The following is a 19,344-nucleotide window of genomic DNA, read 5'->3' on the forward strand; positions in this document are numbered from 1 at the left end:
CTCCAGAGGTCCGATCGGGACGCAAGGCAGGATTAGAAAATGGCAACGAGCGCAGCGGCACACGGCGATCACGCGCAAGACCACGGACATGACGAGCACGCCCATCCGACCGGATGGCGGCGCTACGTCTATTCGACCAACCACAAGGACATCGGCACGATGTACCTGATCTTCGCGGTCATCGCCGGCGTCATCGGCGCCGCGATGTCGATCGCGATCCGTGCCGAGCTGATGTATCCGGGCGTGCAGATCTTCCACGAGACGCACACCTACAATGTGTTCGTGACCTCCCATGGTCTGATCATGATCTTCTTCATGGTCATGCCTGCGATGATCGGCGGCTTCGGCAACTGGTTCGTGCCGCTGATGATCGGCGCGCCCGACATGGCGTTCCCGCGCATGAACAACATCTCGTTCTGGCTGCTGCCGGCGTCGTTCGCGCTCCTGCTGATGTCGACCTTCGTCGAGGGCGAGCCGGGCGCCAACGGCGTCGGCGCCGGCTGGACCATGTACGCGCCGCTGTCGAGCTCGGGCCATCCGGGCCCGGCCGTCGACTTCGCGATCCTGTCGCTGCATCTGGCGGGCGCCTCGTCGATCCTCGGCGCTATCAACTTCATCACCACCATCTTCAACATGCGCGCGCCGGGCATGACCCTGCACAAGATGCCGCTGTTCGTGTGGTCGATCCTGGTGACGGTGTTCCTGCTGCTGTTGTCGCTGCCGGTGCTCGCCGGTGCGATCACGATGCTGCTCACTGACCGCAATTTCGGCACGACGTTCTTCAACCCCGAAGGCGGCGGCGATCCCGTGCTGTTCCAGCATCTGTTCTGGTTCTTCGGTCACCCCGAAGTGTACATCCTGATCCTGCCCGCCTTCGGCATGGTCAGCCAGATCGTCTCGACCTTCTCGCGCAAGCCCGTGTTCGGCTATCTCGGCATGGCCTACGCCATGGTCGCGATCGGCGGCATCGGCTTCGTGGTGTGGGCGCACCACATGTACACGGTCGGCATGTCCTCGGCGACGCAGGCCTATTTCGTCGCCGCCACGATGGTCATCGCGGTCCCGACCGGCGTGAAGATCTTCTCGTGGATCGCCACGATGTGGGGCGGCTCGATCGAGTTCCGCGCGCCGATGATCTGGGCGGTGGGGTTCATCTTCCTGTTCACCGTCGGCGGCGTCACTGGCGTGGTGCTGGCGAATGCCGGCGTCGACCGCGTGCTGCAGGAGACCTACTACGTCGTCGCGCACTTCCACTACGTGCTCTCCCTCGGCGCGGTGTTCGGAATCTTCGCCGGCTGGTACTACTGGTTCCCGAAGATGTCGGGCTATATGTACAATGAAGGGCTCGCCAAGGCGCACTTCTGGGTCACCTTCATCGGCGTGAACCTGGTGTTCTTCCCGCAGCACTTCCTCGGTCTGTCGGGCATGCCGCGGCGCTATGTCGATTATCCCGACGCGTTCGCTGGCTGGAACCTGGTCTCGTCGGTCGGCTCCTACATCTCCGGCTTCGGCGTGTTGATCTTCCTCTATTGCGTGATCGACGCCTTCGCGAAGAAGGTGCCGGCTGGCGACAATCCGTGGGGTGCAGGTGCGACCACGCTGGAATGGACGCTGCCCTCGCCGCCGCCCTTCCACCAGTTCGAAGTGCTGCCCCGCGTGCAGTAAGCCAACGCTCGCGGCGCCCGTGACGGGCGCCGCGGCTCGACAAAGAAGCGAGTCAATCTAGTGTCCGTCCTCGACCACAATGCCGTCGACATCAATCCCCGCATCTCCGAAGCGGAGGTTGGCGATTACATCGCGCTCCTGAAGCCGCGGGTGATGTCGCTGGTGATCTTCACCGCGCTGGTCGGAATGGCGATGGCACCCGGGCATTTCCACCCGGTGCTGGCCTTCACCTCGCTGCTCTGCATCGCCGTCGGCGCCGGCGCGTCCGGGGCGCTCAACATGGCGCTCGAAGGCGACATCGACGCCAAGATGTCGCGCACGGCGAACCGGCCGATTCCGCGCGGCCGCATCACCCGTCCCGAGGCGATGACCTTCGGCATGACGCTCGCCTTCTTCTCGGTGATGACGCTCGGCATCCTCGTCAACTGGATCGCGGGCGCGCTGCTCGCCTTCACCATCTTCTTCTACGTCGTGATCTACACGATCGGCCTGAAGCGCTGGACCGCGCAGAACATCGTGATCGGCGGTGCCGCCGGCGCGCTGCCGCCGGTGGTGGCCTGGGCCGCGGTCACAGGCACGGTCGACGTCGAGCCGCTGCTGCTGTTCGCCATCATCTTCTTCTGGACCCCGCCGCACTTCTGGGCGCTGGCGCTGTTCCGCTCCGACGACTACGCGCGCGCCGGCATTCCGATGCTGCCCAACGTCGCCGGTCCCGACGCGACGCGGCTTCAGATCCTGCTCTATACCATCGTGCTGATCGCAGTCGCGGCTGCGCCCTGGGCGCTCGGCTATTTCGACGCCATCTACGGCATCGTCTCGCTGATCCTCGGCGCCGGCATGCTGGCGTTCGCCATCAATGTCTATGTCCGTCGCGAGCGCAGCCAATCGCTGCGGGCGACCCGCAAGCTGTTCGCGTTCTCCATCCTTTATCTGTTTGCGCTGTTTGCGACCTTGCTGGCCGAGGTCGTGTTCCGGGCGCTTGCGCCGATGGTAGGGGGCGCATGATCGCAGGAATGGCCGACAAACCCGAGATAGATGGAATCGTCCTCACCGAGGCGCAGAAGAAGAGCCGTCGTCAGCGCTCGATCGCGATCGCGCTCGCGCTCGGCGTGCTCGTGGTGCTGTTCTTCGCCGTGACCATGGTCAAGGGGCCGGCCGTGCTCGTCCGGCCGATGTAGGAAACATGGATCAGAAGCCGACCATATCGCGGGATCAGAGCCGGACGGCCACCAAAGGCCGCAGGTCTGCCAAGGGGCTTGGCCGCGACGTGGTGGTCGCCTCGATCTGTGGCGGCGTGGTCGCGCTGATGGTCGGCGCCTCCTACGCGGCGGTGCCGTTCTACAACTGGTTCTGCCGCGCCACCGGCTTCAACGGCACGACCCAGGTCGCGACCTCGGCGCCGGCCAGCGGCCCGATCGCACGGAAGATCGCGGTGCGTTTCGATTCCAACGTTGCGCCCGGCCTGCCCTGGAAGTTCGAACCGGAGCAGAGCGAGATCGAGGTCAATATCGGCCAGGTCGTGACCGTCTTTTACACGGTGACCAACCAGGCCGCGCGGACCACTGCAGGCCAGGCCGCCTACAATGTCGCGCCGCTGACGGTCGGATCCTATTTCCAGAAGATCAACTGCTTCTGCTTCACCGAGCAGACCATGGCGCCCGGCGAGAAGCGCGAGATGCCGGTCGTGTTCTACGTCGATCCGTCGATTGCCGACGACCACGAGAACGACGGTCTCAACACGATCACGCTGTCCTACACGTTCTATCCGGTGAAAGATCCGGTGGTGAAGCCGCTCGCGGCCAGCGAAGACGACAAACGCAAGGGAAATCTCTGATCTTCGGGCTCACGCGCCGGGGTTGGAATAAGGGGATAAGTGCCTGACAGGCACGGGATTGAGGAGCGAGACCGCAAATGGCAACGGCGCACACCAAGCATCACGACTACCACCTGGTCGATCCCTCGCCATGGCCCGTCGTCGGCTCCATCTCCGCCTTCATCATGGCGGTCGGCGCGATCACCTGGATGCACCACATGTTCTCGGCTGCGCCGATCATCTTCGGTGTCGGCACCGTCGGTGTGCTCTACACCATGGCGAGCTGGTGGGGCGATGTGATCAGGGAAGCCCAGTACAAGGGTGATCACACCCGCGTGGTGCAGCTGCATCACCGCTACGGCATGATCCTGTTCATCGCCTCGGAGGTGATGTTCTTCGTCGCCTGGTTCTGGGCCTATTTCAACGCGGCGCTCTTCCCGGCCGACGCCGTCCACGCCACCCGCGATGCGGTGTTCGGCTGTGGTCTCGGGACGGCGGCCGGCGCCTGCGCCGTGCCGGGCACCTGGCCGCCGCACGGCATCGAGACCTTCGATCCCTGGCATCTTCCGCTCCTGAACACGCTGATCCTGCTCACCTCCGGCACCACGGTGACCTGGGCCCACCATGCGCTGCTCGAGAACGATCGCCAGGGCCTGAAGTATGGCCTGATCCTCACCGTCGTGCTTGGCGCGCTCTTCACCTGCGTGCAGGCCTATGAGTACAGCCACGCGGCCTTCTCCTTCGGCGGCAACGTCTATGGCGCGACCTTCTTCATGGCGACCGGCTTCCACGGTTTCCATGTGCTGGTCGGCACCATCTTCCTGCTGGTGTGCCTGTTCCGCGCCTATGCCGGCCACTTCACGCCGACCCAGCATCTCGGCTTCGAGTTCGCCGCCTGGTACTGGCACTTCGTCGACGTGGTCTGGCTGTTCCTGTTCCTCTGCATCTATGTCTGGGGACACGGCGCCGAGACCATGGCCCACGGCGCGCACTAAGCGGGCTGACTTCGGATCGAGAAAGGGCGGCCTCCGGGGCCGCCCTTTTGCTTTTTTGCGCGCAGGGGTTTCGGCAGAAACTGTGATAGACCCTGTCATCATGAACGAAGCCGCCGATACGTCCGAGCCGCAAGCCACCGTCCTGCAGAGCGCGCTGCGCGGGCTTGCCTGCAAATGCCCGCGCTGCGGCCAGGGCAAGCTCTATGCGGGCTTCCTGACGCTAGCGCCGTCCTGCGAGCGTTGCGGCCTCGACTATGCCTTCATCGATTCCGGTGACGGTCCGGCGATCTTCATCATCATGCTGGCCGGCGCGATCGTGGTCGGCTGCGCGCTCGTCGTCGAAGTCAAGTACCAGCCGCCGTACTGGCTGCACGCGGTGTTGTGGCTGCCGCTGATTCTCGCGACGACCCTGCTGCCGTTGCGCGCGATGAAGTCGCTGCTGATCGCGCTGCAATTCCACCATAAGGCGGCGCCGGGCCGGCTGGTCGACCGCGCGAAATGAACGAGACCGCGCGCAAGCCCCGCGTGGCCGGCTTCGCGCTGTTCACGCTATTCCTGACCGCGGTCTGTATCGTGCTCGGTGTCTGGCAATTGCAGCGCCGCATCGCCAAGCACGAGCTGATCGCCGCACTGACCGAGCGCCTCGCGGAGGCACCGGTCGCTCTGCCGCCGCCGGCACGATGGGCCGCGCTAAGTCCCGCGCGCGATGAATTCCGCCGCGTCAGCTTTACCGCGACCTACGCGCCCTTGCCCGACGCGATGGTCTATTCCCCCGGCTCCGCCGTGCGCAAGGACGCGTCGGGCCCCGGCACCTGGGCGTTCCTGCCGGCGCGGCTGCCGAGCGGCGAGACGGTGGTGATCGATGCGGGCTTCGTCGAAAACACCATGCAGGATCGCAGCGTCGAGGATCGCGCGGTCAAGAAGCTCGTCACGGGGCAGGAGGTCTCGTTCACCGGTTATCTGCGCTTTCCCGAGGCGCCTGGCTGGCTGACTCCGGCGGAGAACCGCGACAAGCGGCTGTGGTTCGTGCGCGATCACGTGGCGATCGCGAGCGCGCTGGGCTGGGGCGCGGTTGCGCCGTTCTATGTCGACCTTGAGCAGCCGGCGCCCGAGAACGGCATTCCGCGGCCGGGACCGCTCGACGTGCATCTCAAGGACGATCACCTGCAATACGCCATCACCTGGTTCACGCTTGCAGGCGCCGTGCTCATCGCCTTCGCCGTGTGGGCAAGAGGGCGGCGGCGGGGCTGAGCTCCGTAGATCCACCTAGGGAACCCGGTATCGCCCGGGGTTTACCATTCAGCGCACATTCACGAGTGTGGTCCTAAGCCGCCATCGTTTTTTCGCGGCAGACAGGATTGCAGCGTGAGCGATTTCGACCAGATGGGAATTGTCGTCGACTGGGTGGATGCCTGCAGGAAAGGCGACCTCGCGACGCTTCTCGACCTCTATGCGGACGATGCCCAGGTCGAATGCACGTGCAACGGCACACAGCACTATCGCGGCCGGAGCGAGCTCGAAGCCTATTGGCAGCCGCGGCTCAGCGCTTTCTCGTCGGCCGGTTTCGGGCTGGAGGAAATCCATCCTGCGCCCCACGGCATCGATCTCGAATATTCCGTCGCCGGCGCGCTGCGCATTCGCGCCTCGTTTTGCTTCAGCCCGGACGGCAAGATCCGCGCCACGCTGTGCGAACCGGCGCGACAGAGCGCGCAGCTTGGCTGTGCTTGCTAGAGACTCCAGATTCTTGTTTTGACGCGTTTTCTTCACGCGAACCGGTATCCACCTCGCGAAAACGCTAGCCGGTGACCGGCGCCTCGCGCGCCGGTCCGGCGGGAAGGCGGCAGCGCACATAGGTCCGGTCGTCCACGCGCAGCAGTGACAGCGATCCGCTGAGTGCGCGCACGCGCTCATGCATGCCGGTCAGGCCGCGACCGAACAAATTGCCTTCGGGGAAGCCGCCGCCGTCATCGGAAATCTCGATGACAACCGCCTCGCCGGCGAAGGTCGCCTGCACATGGGCATTGCTGGCGCCGGCATGACGCAACACGTTGGTCAGCGCCTCCTGAATCACGCGATAGACGGTTTGAGCCAGCGGCCCGTCGATCGCGTTGAGATCCGGATCGATCGTGTCCGTCAGGTCGAGTGACGGCGCCTGCTTGCGGAAATTCCGGAGCAGCGTCTGCACGGTGGTCTCCAGACCCAATTCCTCGATGTAGAGCGGTCGCAACCGGTCGAGGATGCGGCGGTTGGTCTGCTGGAGCGCCTCGACCGATTGCAACACATCCTGCGCCGAACTGCCGGGATTTCCCGCCGGGGGCGAGGCATCAACCAATGCGATCGTGCCGGCGCGGATGCTGAACAGCAGCGGACCGAGTTCGTCGTGCAGTTCGCGCGCAAGATCGCGCCGCTCGTCGTCCTGGAGCGACACCAGGCGGTGCAGCAGGTCGCGATTGTCCTGGCTCAATTGCGCGAGCGTTTCGGCCAGCGCATTGGCCTCCTCGCAGCTTTGCCGGATTTCCGGCGGTCCTCCGACCGGGATCAGCGTTGCGTAGTCGCCGCGCCGTAGCCGCGTGAGGCCTGCGCCGAGATCTTGCAGCGGGCGCAGGGCCGATCCCGCGAAAACATAGGCAATGGTGCCGGTGAGCACCATCAGCACGGCAACGAGGCTGGTCAGCGCGAGAAAGCCGATCCATTTCTCGAACAGGTCGGCCGACAGGTCCGGCCGGAAGACGAGATCGCCGACACGCTTGTCGCCGATCGTCACCGGAGCTGCCGCCTCCATGTCCGGAATGGTGAGCAGGTCGACAAACCATTGCGGGACGCCATGCGGCTTGCGCGGACCGTCCCTCGCTGAGGACGCGGGACCCATCTCCGCGGCACGGAATTGGATATCAGAGGAGTTGTCCAGAGAATGGACAAAGGCGTCGAGCGTCTGCCGCGGATTGTTCGAGGTGCGCAGGGCGTTGTTGAGCGCGGCGGCAACGGTCTGGATCGAACGCCGCCCCGGCTCGTTCTCGTCCGCCAATTGGTCGGTCGCGAAGATCTGGAGCAGCACGCCGCTCATGATCAGCGCGGCGAGGAAGCTCAGGCCGAGCGGCAGAAACAGTTGGGTTCGGAACGAGAGGCGTTGCCACATTAGGTCAATTCTAACGCGCATCGGTCGGATTTGCTCTTTCCATTTGTTCCCGTCGGTTTATGAGTCAAAAAACTAGAGAGTTACAATGCAAGATACTGCCAAGCCGGCGACCCGCGTCCTGATTGTTGACGACCATCCCGTGGTCCTGTCCGGTTGCCGCACCCTGTTCGCCTCCGACCATTCGATCCGGATCGACGAGGCGACCGACGCCAAATCCGGGCATCGCGCCTATGTCAGCAAGCGGCCCGACGTCACTGTGATCGACATCAGCCTGCCGGACGTCTCCGGCTTTGAACTGATGCGGCGCATTCGCAAGGACGATCCCGACGCCAAGATCATCATGTTCAGCATGAACGACGATCCGGCCTTCGTGGTGCGGGCGGTCGAGCTGGGCGCGCAGGGCTACGTCTCCAAGGGCGACGATCCCCGGATCCTGCTCAAGGCGGTGCGCAAGGTCGTTGCGGGCGACAATTTCATCTCACCGCAGCTCGCGGAAGCCGTGACGTTTTCCGGCGCGGCGATCAAGGCCAATCCCGCCTCGCAGATGACGCCGCGGGAGCTCGAGATTCTCCGCCTGCTGGGGCGAGGCGACAAGATCGTCGAGGTCGCCGAGGCGCTCGGTATCTCTTACAAGACCGTCGCCAACACCACCTCCCTGCTCAAGCAGAAGCTCGGTGCCAAGAACCATTCCGACCTGATCCGGATCGCGGTGGAAATCGGGATGAACTGACGCCCGGGGCGCCGAACCGGCTGCTCCAGGATGCTGCCGGTTCGGCGGGCGGACCGGTCTCGGCGCTCAGCCGGGCAATGCATGGATAGCGCCGACACCATCCGCCGACACAATGAGCGCAGCCGTCGTTCGTTCCTGAACTGTCCGGTCATTCGGGATATAACGGCAATGCGTGACGTACGACCGCTGGCGAATGCTTGTCCGGGCCGAAACCTGTCGGGAAAAACAGGAACATTTTCTCACACAACCCGTTTTGTCCCTTGACGATGTCGTGACAGCCGACGAAAGCTTGCGCGAACAGTTTTTGCGGGTCGGTGACCCCAAGAGGCCAAACCGGTCTGCACACAACGACAGACCTTCCAAGAGAGGGCTGCGGCATTGCCGCAGCCCTTTTTGTTGGCAGCCTTTTCCTTGGATGGCCCCAGCCGCGAAGCGGTTTCCTGATGCCGCAAAACACTTTATGGTGGCTCAAAGCCTCTGGCTGTTAGCAAGTAATTTCGTAAAATCAAAGGCTTGCGGATCGAGCCCAGGCTCGGCCGGCCTTTGGAGGGCAGTTTGACTCGTTATATCTCGACCCGGGGCGAGGCCCCCGAACTCGGCTTCTGCGATGTGATGCTGACCGGGCTCGCCCGCGACGGCGGCCTGTATGTGCCGGCCATCTGGCCGCAACTCTCGACTGACGCCATCGCCGGCTTCTTCGGTCGTCCCTATTGGGAGGTCGCGGTCGAGGTGATCCGCCCCTTCGTCGCCGGCGAGATCTCGGACGCCGAGCTCGGCCGCATGGCGAACGAGGCCTACGCCACTTTCCGCCATCCGGCGGTGGTGCCGCTGCGCCAGATGGCGCCGCACCAGTTCGTGCTGGAGCTGTTCCACGGTCCGACGCTCGCTTTCAAGGACGTGGCGATGCAGCTGATCTCGCGGCTGATGGACCACGTGCTCGCCAAGCGCGGCCAGCGCACCACCATCGTGGTCGCGACCTCGGGCGACACCGGCGGTGCTGCAGTCGACGCGTTCGCAGGGCTCGAGAATGTCGATCTCATCGTGCTGTTCCCGCATGGCCGCATCTCCGAGGTGCAGCGGCGGATGATGACGACGACGGGCGCGGCCAACGTCCATGCGCTCGCCGTTGAGGGCAATTTCGACGATTGCCAGGCCCTCGTGAAGGCAATGTTCAACAACCATCGCTTCCGCGATGCGACGTCGCTGTCGGGCGTCAATTCCATCAATTGGGCGCGGATCGTCGCCCAAGTGGTCTATTATTTCACCTCCGCCGTTGCCGCCGGTGCACCCGCGCGCGCGGTGGACTTCGTCGTGCCGACCGGCAATTTCGGGGACATCTTCGCCGGCTATGTCGCCAAGCGCATGGGTCTTCCGGTGCGGACCCTGGGCATCGCCGCCAACGTCAACGACATCCTGGCGCGCACGCTGAAGACCGGGATCTACGAGGTGCGCGAGGTCCACGCGACGGCGTCGCCGTCGATGGACATCCAGATCTCCTCGAATTTCGAGCGGCTGCTGTTCGAGGCTGGCGGGCGCGATGCTGCCGGCGTGCGCCGTCTGATGGATTCGCTGAAGCAGTCCGGCCGCTTCGTGCTGCCCGATGCGACGCTGGCCGCGATCCGCGAGGGATTCGACGCAGGCCGGGCCGACGAGACCGAGACCGCGGCCGCGATCCGCGCCGCCTGGCGCGAGGCGGGCGAGCTGGTCGATCCCCATACCGCGGTCGCGCTTGCGGTCGCCGACCGCGACACCACGGACAGGACGGTTCCCAGCATCGTGCTGTCCACCGCCCATCCGGCCAAATTCCCCGACGCGGTCGAAGCGGCCTGCGGCCAGCGGCCGCAACTGCCGGCCTGGCTCGATGGCCTGATGACCAAATCCGAACACATGAAGGTGATGAAGAACGACCAGGCCGAGGTCGAGCGGTTCGTGCTGTCGGTCAGCCGCGCCGCGAAACAGGGAGTTGCCGGATGAGCGTCGAGATTTCCAAGCTTGCGTCCGGCCTGACTGTCGTCACCGACAAGATGCCCCATCTCGAGACTGCGGCGCTCGGCGTCTGGGCCGGCGTCGGCGGGCGCGACGAGAAGCCCAACGAGCACGGCATCTCGCATCTCCTGGAACATATGGCGTTCAAGGGCACGACGAAGCGCTCCTCGCGCGAGATCGTCGAGGAGATCGAGGCGGTCGGCGGCGACCTCAACGCCGGCACCTCGACCGAGACCACGTCCTATTATGCGCGGGTGCTGAAGGCCGACGTGCCGCTTGCGCTCGACGTGCTCGCCGACATCCTGGCCAACCCGGCCTTCGAGCCCGACGAGCTTGAGCGCGAGAAGAACGTTATCGTGCAGGAGATCGGCGCGGCGCAAGACACGCCTGACGACGTCGTGTTCGAGCACCTTAACGAGCTCTGCTATCCCGACCAGGCGATGGGCCGCTCGCTGCTCGGCACTGCCAAGACCTTGCGTGCCTTCAGCCGCGACTCGCTGCGCGACTATCTGTCGACCCATTACCGTGGGCCGGACATGGTGGTGGCGGCCGCCGGGGCGGTCGATCACAAGCAGGTGGTCGCCGAGGTCGAGCAGCGCTTTGCCAGTTTTGAGGGGACTGCGGGTCCCAAGCCGCAAGCCGCGCAGTTCGGCAAGGGCGGTACCAAGGTGGTGCATCGCGAACTCGAGCAGGCGCATCTGACGCTGGCGCTGGAGGGCGTGCCGCAGACCGATCTGTCGCTGTTCTCGCTCCAGGTCTTCACCAACATCCTCGGCGGCGGGATGTCGTCGCGGCTGTTCCAGGAGGTGCGTGAGAAGCGCGGCCTCTGTTACTCGATCTACTCGTTCCACGCGCCCTATACCGACACAGGCTTCTTCGGCCTCTACACCGGCACCGATCCGGCCGATGCGCCCGAGATGATGGAGGTCGTGGTCGACATCATGAATGATTCGGTCGAGACCCTGACCGAGGTCGAGATCGCGCGGGCCAAGGCGCAGATGAAGGCGGGGCTGCTGATGGCGCTGGAGAGCTGCTCCTCTCGTGCCGAGCAGCTCGCCCGGCATGTGCTGGCCTATGGCCGGCCCCAGACCGCCGAGGAGCTGGTGGCCCGGATCGACGCCGTCAGCGTCGAATCGACCCGGGATGCGGCGCGTGCACTGCTTTCGCGCAGCCGCCCTGCGGTTGTCGCATTGGGCAGTGGCAGGGGTCTGGACACGGCGGTGTCTTTTGCGGAAGGATTGACCCGGGCACGCGCCAAGGCGCGGCTGCATTAGGAGCCGCGCACGGGTTGATCCGCCCCCGGGAAGCATCACCATGGCCCTCTTTCGCCTGCCATCCAGTGGACCCGCCGCTCTCGCGCCGCGCGGCAACGGCCTGTTGCTACGCGCGCCGCAGATGTCGGACTTCCTGCAATGGGCCCATCTGCGCGAGTCCAGCCGCGATTACCTGACGCCCTGGGAGCCGATCTGGCCGTCGGACGATCTCACGCGCTCCGGCTTCCGCCGTCGCCTGCGCCGCTATTCCGAGGACATCGCCGCAGACCGGTCCTATCCCTTTCTGATCTTCCGGGAGCTCGACGGCGCCATGGTCGGCGGCATCACGCTCGCCAATGTTCGCCGCGGCATCGTCCAGGCCGGCACCATCGGCTATTGGGTTGGGAAGCCCCACGCCCAGCGCGGCTACATGACGGCCGCGCTGCGGGTGCTGCTGCCGACGCTGTTCGGCGAGCTCAATCTGCACCGGGTCGAGGCCGCCTGCATCCCGACCAATGCGCCGTCGATCCGGGTGCTGGAGAAGTGCGGTTTCTCCCGCGAGGGGCTGGCGCGCCGGTATCTCTGCATCAACGGGATCTGGCAGGACCATTTGCTGTTCGGCCTGCTGCACGAGGATTTCCGCGGCTGAGCCCGCTTATCCATGTGACCAAAGTCTGCTTGTTTGCTGCCTTGGGTTCGCCGGTTTTGACGATATAACGGCGCAGCCCGGCCGGTGATCGGCCGTGATGTCGTCATGGAGTTTGGGTGTTGATGGTGCAGGAGCTTCGGTCACCGCGGAATGCGTTGCGGCGGGGGGCAGCGGTCGCGCTGGTGTTGTCAGTTGCGCTCGTCTCCGTCTCGCCAGTCGCGGCGCAGTCGCTGACCGATCGATTCAAGGGCTTGTTCGGCGGCAAGTCGGACGAGCCGGCCCAACCCAAGCCGGCGCCTGCACCGGGACAGCCGGCGGCTGATGATGATCTTGATTGCCCGCAGGTCACGGTGCGTGCAGGAGCCTCCACCTACGCGGTCGGTGCCACCGGCAAACCGGCCGTCGGCAACGAGATCCGCTTCCAGGCCACCATCACCAAGATGGCGCGCGAATGCACCCGCAATGGCGGCGACATCACGGCCCGGATCGGCATCCAGGGCCGCGTCATTGCCGGTCCCGCCGGCGCGCCGGCGAGCGTCGAGGTGCCGCTGCGCGTCGCCGTGGTGCATGGCGGCATCGGCGAGAAGGTGATCGCTTCCAAGGCCTACCGGACCACGGTCGGAATGTCGGAGGGCGGCAGCGTCCCCTTCACCTTCGTGGCCGAGGATCTGGTCTATCCGATGCCTTCGGCCAAGGACGCCGATAGCTACATCTTCTATGTCGGCTTCGATCCGCAGGCGCTGTCACCCGAGCCGAAGGCGCGGGCGAAGAAGAAGTAGCGAATGATTTTGCAAGTGACCGTCATGCCCGGGCTTGTCCCGGGCATCCACGTCCTTCGCTCCGCCTGAATAGAAAGTGGATGGCCGGGACAAGCCCGGCCATGACGTCGAGAAAGCAAACTATCAAACAAAAAAGCCGGCGCTCATCGCGCCGGCTTTTTGATGAGTGAAGGCGAAGCCCCTCAGTTCAGCTTCTGCCTGACTTCGGTAATGCCCTTGGCGAGCAGATCGTCGGCGACCTGGCCCCTGACCGACTGCGACAGGATCGTGGAGGCGGCCTGGACGGCGGCTTCCGCAGCTGCGGCGCGAACATCGGCCACTGCCTGGGCCTCGGCGAGCGCGATCTTGCCCTCCGCGGTCTTGGTGCGGCGAGCGACGAAATCTTCCACCTTGGCCTTGGCCTCGATTGCGATGCGCTCGGCTTCGCTCTTCGCGTTCGCGATGATGTCGGCGGCCTCGCGTTCGGCCGAGGCGGTGCGCGCCTTGTAGTCGGCGAGCACCTTGGCGGCTTCCTGCTTGAGGCGCGTCGCGTCGTCGAGTTCGGCCTTGATGCGATCGGCGCGATGGTCGAGCGCCGTCATGGCCTTCTTGAAGACTCCGAGATAGCCGAACACGACCATCAGGATCACGAAGGCGATGGCGACCCAGGTTTCAGGATCGAAGAACATATCGATTAACCCTTCAAGGACGCATCAACGGCGGCATTGACCAATGCCGCGTCCGGAACCACGCCGGTGAGCTGCTGCACGATGGTGCCTGCCGCATCGGCCGCGATGCCGCGGACGTTGCTCATGGCGGTCGCACGGGTCGAGGCGATGGTCTTCTCCGCCTCGGCGAGCTTGGCCGCCAGTTGCTCTTCCAGCGCCTTGCGCTCGGCGTCCGCCTGCGCATTCGCCTTGTCGCGGGATTCGTTGCCGATGGCCTGCGCGCGCGAGCGCGCCGAAGCAAGCTCGCTTTCATAGGCCTTCAGCGCCGCTTCGGACTGGTCCTTCAGCTTCTGCGCTTCGGCGAGGTCGCCCTCGATCTTGTTCTGACGCGCCTCGATCGCACCGCCGACGCGCGGCAGAGCGAGCTTGGACACGATCACGTAAAGCGCGACGAAGAAGATCGCGAGCGACACCAGCTGTGAAGCATAGGTGCCGCTCTCGAACGGGGGAAAGCCGCCACCGTGACCGCCTTCGGACCCGGTGTGGGCGCCCGCCGCCGGACCTTTTGCGCCGCCATGACTTTCAGCCATGGATTACTCCTGTTGCTGTCATGCGCGTCGCTTCGGTCGAAGCGGCGCGAAAAATCGTCCTCAGAGCGGAACGAACAGCAGCAGCAGCGCGATCAGCAGCGAGAAAATGCCCAGCGCTTCGGTCACGGCGAAGCCGAAGATCAGATTGCCGAACTGGCCCTGAGCGGCCGAGGGGTTGCGAACGGCTGCGGCAAGATAGTTGCCGAAGATCACGCCGACGCCGACGCCTGCGCCGCCCATGCCGATGCATGCGATGCCCGCGCCGATAAGTTTTGCTGCTGCCGGATCCATTTTAGACTCCTTGGAAGAAAGATTGGGTTTTGGGTGGAAATTCCCCGGACCGCTCAGTGTCCCGGATGAATGGCGTCGTTGAGGTAGATGCAGGTCAGGATCGCAAACACATAGGCTTGCAGGAACGCGACCAGAATTTCGAGAGCGTACAGCGCGACCGTGAGCGCCAGCGGCAGCACGCCGCCGACCCAGCCAAGGGCGCCGAGCGAGAAGCCGAGCATGGCGACGAAGCCCGCGAACACCTTCAGCGCGATGTGGCCGGCCAGCATGTTGGCGAATAGACGGACGCTGTGGGAGACCGGCCGCAGGAAGAACGACAGGATCTCGATGAACATCACCAAGGGCAGGATGTAGCCGGGGACGCCGTGGGGCACGAAGATCGAGAAGAATTTCAGGCCGTTCTTGGCAATGCCGTAGATCAGGACCGTGAAGAAGACCAGCAGCGCCAGAGCGGCGGTGACGATCAGATGGCTCGAGATCGTGAAGGTGTAGGGGATGATGCCGACCAGGTTCGAAACGCAGATGAACATGAACAGCGAGAAGATCAGCGGAAAGAACTTCATGCCTTCCGCGCCGGCCGTCGAGCGGATGGTCGAGGCCACGAACTCGTAGGAGATTTCGGCGACCGACTGCAGGCGCCCGGGAACCAGCTGCGTGCCGCTGGCGAGCATCAGGATCGAGATGATCGCGACCGCCACCAGCATGTAGAGCGAGGAATTGGTGAAGGCGATCGTGTGGTTGCCGATATGGCCCAGGGTGAAGAGAGGCTCGATGTTGAACTGGTGGATCGGATCGATTTTCATCAGCGCGGCATCTCTTGGTCTGCCGGGCGATGCCGGCGGGTCTCGGTCTGCCGGTCGGGCCCGGCCCGTACCGGCGCGAGCCGGCACGATCATTCCTCTCCTGGTGTGGATCGCTTAAGAACCACCGCGCCTGTTTTGACCCGCGCCTGCCGTTCTCACCACATTCACCACGCCGGCTACGAAGCCCAGCAGCAGGAACACGATAAATCCGAAAGGCGACGTCGACAGCAAGCGGTCGAACCCCCAGCCAATCCCCGCTCCGACAACGACCCCGGCGACCAACTCGGAGGATAACCGGAAACCAAGCGCCATCGCCGAGGCTCTGGCCGCTCTGTCCTCACCGTCACCTGCGGGTTGCTCGGTCTTGACGTGGCGGCCGCGAAATTCGGACAACCGCTGATCAAGATTTCCGAGCCGATCGGAAAGCGCAGCTTCCTCGGGCGATCTATCGCGATCTCCATTCTCGCCGTGTCCCGTGCCCTGTGTCATGCAACGAAGACCCGAAACGCCGCGGCTGAATGGAAATTACGCCCGCCACCCTCAAAAGCCGCGCGGACCATACTGATGGCCCATAATCAAGTCAAGCCAAGTCACGATTGTGTCCATTCCAGTTATGTGGCTGATTTATTTGACAATATTGGCGCAAGCGGCAGCGCTGCACACAGCGTGACGCCGCACCGCAGCAGGTCTCCGCTTGATCGGCGGACGCAGTCGCCATTTCGCGCGGCTGCCGGGATCAAAGGGGGCGCCGTGATCGTTCATATCAGAGGCGCGTTTTGAGCGGCGGATCGCCTCGCCGGGGTGTAGAATTTGCAAGAAGTGCCACCCTTATGAGTGCCACCTTTATGAGCGCCATCTTTGGACGTGCTACCGGCCCGTCGTGGCGGAGAACGCGATGAGACCAGCGAATTCATCCACAGCATCATGGCTTGCGGCGGCGGCGTTCGCGGCGGTGATGGCGGTCAGCGCCGGCGGCCTCGCCGCGCAATCCGCCCCCGACGGCGAAAACGGCCGCTACAGCATGACCCCCATCCCCGAGGGCGTGCTGCGGCTCGACAGCCGCACCGGCACGGTGTCGACCTGCACCCGCAGCGGCGCCGGCTGGGCCTGCTACGCGGTGCCCGATGAACGTACCGCGCTCGACGCCGAGATCGGCAGGCTCCAGGCCGAAGTCGAGACGCTGAAGGGACGGCTCGCGGCGGGTCCGACCGTCTCGGGCAAGATCGACGAGGCGCTGCCGAAGACCGATCCGCTCAAGAAGGCGGAGCCGCAAGCACGAGAACCAAAGGCCGCCGAGGGCGAGCGCAGGATCGAGATCCCGCTGCCGAGCGACCAGGACGTCGATCGCGTGATGTCGTTCCTGGAAAGGGCCTGGCGCCGGCTGATCGACATGGCCAATCGCGTGCAGAAGGACGTGTCGGGGAAGATTTAGCGCGCGGCGAGATGCCGTAGGGTGGGCAAAGGCGCGACGCGCCGTGCCCACCATCTATCCGACTATGCAGGGCGAATGGTGGGCACGCTTCGCTTTGCTCACCCTACGGCAGATTTCGATCAGGCGAGACTTTCATGACATCAGCCAAATCCATCACGCGCTCGGCGCCATCGTCGGTGCAGGCCACCACCCTCACATCGTCGCTGTTGACCGTGCAGACGCCGGGCCGCGGCTTCACCGATCTCACGGGCGAAGCTGCGAAGTTCGTTGCCGAGGCAGGCGCGCGAGATGGCGCGTTGACGCTGTTCGTCCGTCACACCTCGGCATCGCTGACGATCCAGGAGAACGCCGACCCTTCCGTGCTCGTGGATCTCACCACGGCATTGTCCCGGCTCGCGCCGGAGAACGCCGGCTGGACGCATGATGCCGAGGGACCGGACGACATGCCGGCGCACGTCAAGACAATGCTGACCCAGACTTCGCTTCATGTGCCGGTCCTGAGCGGCAAGCTCGCGCTCGGCACCTGGCAGGCGATCTACCTGATCGAGCACCGCAAGCGCCCGCACCGACGCGACATCGTGCTGCAATTCATCGGCGGCAATCAGTAGAGCGTTTTCGAGCGAAGTGGATACCGGTTCGCGTCAAGAAACCGCGTCAAAACAAAGAATTTGGAGCTCAAAACAAAACCGGCCGCGGAGACCGCGGCCGGTTGGTGTTGATCTGGATCTGCCGTCGATCAGGTCGATTTGATATCGACGTCCTTGGTCTCCGGCAGGAAGAACAAGCCGATCACAACGGTAATCGACGCGAAGATGACCGGATACCAGAGGCCCGCATAGATATCGCCCGTCGAGGCCACGATGGCGAAGGCGGTCGCCGGCAGCAGGCCGCCGAACCAGCCGTTACCGATGTGGTAGGGCAGCGACATCGAGGTGTAGCGGATGCGGGTCGGGAACAGTTCGACCAGCATCGCGGCGATCGGGCCGTAGACCATGGTGACGAAGAGCACCAGGACGAACAGCAGTCCGACGACCGCGGCCACCTGCGGACGGAAGATATCGAACGGATGCGCCATCTTCACGATGCTCGCATCGCCGGGCTTCGGATAGCCGGCTCCCTGCACGGCGGCGAGGACTGCCGGGTTGCCGTCCTTGGCGTTGGCGTAGGCAACTTCCTTGCCGTTGACCATCACCTTCACGCCGGAGCCTGCCGCACCCGGCGTGGTCGAGTACTTGACCGACGACTGCGACAGATAGGCACGTGCGGTGTCGCAAGGCGAGGTGAAGACGCGGGTGCCGACCGGGTTGAACAGGTCGCCGCAACCTGCGGGATCCGCCACTACGTCGACCTTGACCGTCTCGATCGCTTTTTCCAGCGCCGGGTTGGCGTTGGTGGTGATCATCTTGAAGATCGGGAAGAAGGTCAGCGCCGCGATCAGACAGCCGCCGAGGATGATCGGCTTGCGGCCGATCCTGTCGGAGAGCATGCCGAACACGATGAAGAAGCCGGTGCCGAGCAGGAGCGACCAGGCGATCAGCAGGTTGGCAGTGTAGCCGTCGACCTTGAGGATCGATTGCAGGAAGAACAGCGCGTAGAACTGGCCGGTGTACCAGACCACGCCCTGGCCCATCACGCCGCCAAGCAGCGCCAGCAGCACGAGCTTGCCGTTCTGCCAGTTGCCGAAGGCTTCCGTCAGCGGGGCCTTGGAACTCTTCCCCTCGTCCTTCATCTTCTGGAAGATCGGGGATTCGTTGAGGCGAAGTCGGATCCAGACCGAAACGCCGAGCAGCAGCACCGAGACCAGGAACGGAATGCGCCAGCCCCATGCCGCGAACTCGGGTTCGCCGAGCGCGGAGCGCGTGAACAGGATCACCAGCAGCGACAGGAACAGGCCGAGCGTCGCCGTGGTCTGGATGAAGGAGGTGTAGTAGCCGCGCTTGCCGTTCGGAGCATGCTCCGCGACGTAGGTGGCCGCACCGCCATACTCACCGCCGAGCGCCAGGCCCTGGGCGAGACGCAGCGCGATCAGGATGATCGGGGCCGCGATGCCGATGGTCGCCGCGTTGGGCAGCAGGCCGACGATGAAGGTCGACAGACCCATGATCAGGATGGTGACGAGGAAGGTGTATTTGCGGCCGACGATGTCGCCGACACGGCCGAACACGATCGCGCCGAACGGGCGCACCAGGAAGCCCGCCGCGAAGGCCAGCAGCGCGAAGATGTCGCGGGTTGCCGGCGGATAGGCCGAGAAGAACTGCGCGCCGATGATGCCGGCCAGCGAACCGTAGAGATAGAAATCGTACCACTCGAAGACGGTACCGAGCGAGGAGGCGAGAATGACGAACCGTTCGTCCTTCGTCATCCCTCCCGCGCCTGCTTGAGACACAGCCATTGTCGACATATTGAGTCGCTCCCCGAAAAATCGTTTCCTCGCGTCCTGGATGTCCGGTCATGCCGGATCAACCCAAGCCTTGTCCCCAAGGTAACATTGGCGTGAAACCCGCCCCAATACGACTTTCGGCCTTTCGCACTGACGCGCACCTGACGTCGCGGGCGTTCCATTCGGCAACATAGT

General features: G+C 64.4%; 22 protein-coding genes. 15 read left to right on the top strand and 7 right to left on the bottom strand.

The features are described 5' to 3' along the window. Nucleotides 1-39 precede the first annotated feature (39 nt). The 8 genes from ctaD to N551_RS0129830 all read left to right on the top strand — a co-directional run bounded on the left by ctaD (nt 40) and on the right by N551_RS0129830 (nt 6,204). Nucleotides 40-1,665 carry a cytochrome c oxidase subunit I gene (ctaD, locus tag N551_RS0129795; RefSeq protein WP_007605061.1) on the top strand — a complete coding sequence of 542 codons (1,626 nt, stop codon included), beginning with the start codon at nt 40-42 and terminating at the stop codon, nt 1,663-1,665. Between the two features lie 60 nt (nt 1,666-1,725). Further along, nucleotides 1,726-2,670: a heme o synthase gene (locus tag N551_RS0129800; protein WP_027570034.1), complete on the top strand. Its 945-nt coding sequence runs from the start codon at nt 1,726-1,728 to the stop codon at nt 2,668-2,670. After that, the gene (locus tag N551_RS0129805) at nt 2,667-2,843 is read left to right on the top strand and encodes a hypothetical protein (protein ID WP_007599435.1); all 177 of its coding nucleotides are present in this window, start codon (nt 2,667-2,669) and stop codon (nt 2,841-2,843) included. The genes N551_RS0129800 and N551_RS0129805 overlap by 4 nt, the downstream gene beginning before the upstream one ends. A 5-nt stretch (nt 2,844-2,848) precedes the next feature. Further along, on the top strand, nt 2,849-3,499 hold the full coding sequence (locus N551_RS0129810; RefSeq protein ID WP_027570035.1) for a cytochrome c oxidase assembly protein: 651 nt from the start codon (nt 2,849-2,851) through the stop codon (nt 3,497-3,499). 77 nt (nt 3,500-3,576) lie between these two features. Continuing rightward, the gene (locus tag N551_RS0129815; RefSeq protein WP_007599437.1) at nt 3,577-4,473 is read left to right on the top strand and encodes a cytochrome c oxidase subunit 3; all 897 of its coding nucleotides are present in this window, start codon (nt 3,577-3,579) and stop codon (nt 4,471-4,473) included. A gap of 100 nt (nt 4,474-4,573) precedes the next feature. After that, nucleotides 4,574-4,975: a DUF983 domain-containing protein gene (locus tag N551_RS0129820; RefSeq protein WP_027570036.1), complete on the top strand. Its 402-nt coding sequence runs from the start codon at nt 4,574-4,576 to the stop codon at nt 4,973-4,975. Beyond that, a complete protein-coding gene (locus N551_RS0129825; protein ID WP_027570037.1) occupies nt 4,972-5,724 on the top strand; it encodes an SURF1 family protein in 753 nt (250 codons plus the stop codon). The genes N551_RS0129820 and N551_RS0129825 overlap by 4 nt, the downstream gene beginning before the upstream one ends. A 114-nt stretch (nt 5,725-5,838) precedes the next feature. Then, on the top strand, nt 5,839-6,204 hold the full coding sequence (locus N551_RS0129830; RefSeq protein WP_027570038.1) for a nuclear transport factor 2 family protein: 366 nt from the start codon (nt 5,839-5,841) through the stop codon (nt 6,202-6,204). A 64-nt stretch (nt 6,205-6,268) separates the two neighbouring features. On the opposite strand, the gene N551_RS0129835 is transcribed toward N551_RS0129830, so the two are convergent. Then, nucleotides 6,269-7,609, bottom strand: coding sequence for a histidine kinase (locus tag N551_RS0129835; RefSeq protein WP_027570039.1), 1,341 nt, complete (start codon nt 7,607-7,609; stop codon nt 6,269-6,271). A gap of 85 nt (nt 7,610-7,694) precedes the next feature. Between N551_RS0129835 and N551_RS0129840 the strand changes: the two genes are divergently transcribed. The 5 genes from N551_RS0129840 to N551_RS0129860 all read left to right on the top strand — a co-directional run bounded on the left by N551_RS0129840 (nt 7,695) and on the right by N551_RS0129860 (nt 13,006). Then, the gene (locus N551_RS0129840) at nt 7,695-8,339 is read left to right on the top strand and encodes a response regulator transcription factor (protein ID WP_008541266.1); all 645 of its coding nucleotides are present in this window, start codon (nt 7,695-7,697) and stop codon (nt 8,337-8,339) included. Nucleotides 8,340-8,894: 555 nt separating this feature from the next. Further along, entirely contained in the window at nt 8,895-10,313 is a 1,419-nt protein-coding gene (gene thrC / locus N551_RS0129845) for a threonine synthase (RefSeq protein ID WP_027570040.1), read from the top strand. Continuing rightward, complete coding sequence (locus tag N551_RS0129850) at nt 10,310-11,599, top strand: pitrilysin family protein (RefSeq protein ID WP_027570041.1); 1,290 nt, start codon at nt 10,310-10,312, stop codon at nt 11,597-11,599. Before thrC ends, N551_RS0129850 begins: the two co-directional genes overlap by 4 nt. 40 nt (nt 11,600-11,639) lie before the next feature. After that, nucleotides 11,640-12,227: a GNAT family N-acetyltransferase gene (locus tag N551_RS0129855; protein WP_007605081.1), complete on the top strand. Its 588-nt coding sequence runs from the start codon at nt 11,640-11,642 to the stop codon at nt 12,225-12,227. A gap of 122 nt (nt 12,228-12,349) precedes the next feature. Then, nucleotides 12,350-13,006: a hypothetical protein gene (locus tag N551_RS0129860; RefSeq protein WP_027570042.1), complete on the top strand. Its 657-nt coding sequence runs from the start codon at nt 12,350-12,352 to the stop codon at nt 13,004-13,006. A 182-nt stretch (nt 13,007-13,188) separates the two neighbouring features. Here N551_RS0129860 and N551_RS0129865 read toward each other — a convergent pair whose 3' ends face one another. The 5 genes from N551_RS0129865 to N551_RS0129885 all read right to left on the bottom strand — a co-directional run bounded on the left by N551_RS0129865 (nt 13,189) and on the right by N551_RS0129885 (nt 15,826). After that, nucleotides 13,189-13,674: an ATP F0F1 synthase subunit B gene (locus tag N551_RS0129865; protein ID WP_027570043.1), complete on the bottom strand. Its 486-nt coding sequence runs from the start codon at nt 13,672-13,674 to the stop codon at nt 13,189-13,191. Nucleotides 13,675-13,679: 5 nt separating this feature from the next. Continuing rightward, nucleotides 13,680-14,243 carry an ATP synthase subunit B gene (locus N551_RS0129870; protein ID WP_027570044.1) on the bottom strand — a complete coding sequence of 188 codons (564 nt, stop codon included), beginning with the start codon at nt 14,241-14,243 and terminating at the stop codon, nt 13,680-13,682. A gap of 60 nt (nt 14,244-14,303) precedes the next feature. Beyond that, complete coding sequence (locus N551_RS0129875) at nt 14,304-14,534, bottom strand: F0F1 ATP synthase subunit C (RefSeq protein WP_007599451.1); 231 nt, start codon at nt 14,532-14,534, stop codon at nt 14,304-14,306. A 53-nt stretch (nt 14,535-14,587) separates the two neighbouring features. Further along, the gene (locus tag N551_RS0129880) at nt 14,588-15,337 is read right to left on the bottom strand and encodes a F0F1 ATP synthase subunit A (RefSeq protein WP_018459993.1); all 750 of its coding nucleotides are present in this window, start codon (nt 15,335-15,337) and stop codon (nt 14,588-14,590) included. 114 nt (nt 15,338-15,451) lie between these two features. After that, the gene (locus N551_RS0129885) at nt 15,452-15,826 is read right to left on the bottom strand and encodes an AtpZ/AtpI family protein (RefSeq protein ID WP_007599457.1); all 375 of its coding nucleotides are present in this window, start codon (nt 15,824-15,826) and stop codon (nt 15,452-15,454) included. Nucleotides 15,827-16,232: 406 nt separating this feature from the next. Between N551_RS0129885 and N551_RS0129890 the strand changes: the two genes are divergently transcribed. Further along, nucleotides 16,233-16,769 (top strand): hypothetical protein, encoded by a 537-nt coding sequence (locus tag N551_RS0129890; protein ID WP_027570045.1) that lies wholly within the window; start codon nt 16,233-16,235, stop codon nt 16,767-16,769. A gap of 134 nt (nt 16,770-16,903) precedes the next feature. Next, the gene (locus tag N551_RS0129895) at nt 16,904-17,377 is read left to right on the top strand and encodes a secondary thiamine-phosphate synthase enzyme YjbQ (protein ID WP_027570046.1); all 474 of its coding nucleotides are present in this window, start codon (nt 16,904-16,906) and stop codon (nt 17,375-17,377) included. 128 nt (nt 17,378-17,505) lie between these two features. Here the strand turns inward: N551_RS0129895 and N551_RS0129900 are convergent, their stop codons facing one another. Further along, entirely contained in the window at nt 17,506-19,131 is a 1,626-nt protein-coding gene (locus N551_RS0129900; protein ID WP_197031213.1) for an MFS transporter, read from the bottom strand. Nucleotides 19,132-19,344 lie beyond the last annotated feature (213 nt).

This window comes from Bradyrhizobium sp. URHA0013 (assembly GCF_000518345.1).
In the GTDB taxonomy this organism is placed as follows: Bacteria; Pseudomonadota; Alphaproteobacteria; order Rhizobiales; family Xanthobacteraceae; genus Bradyrhizobium.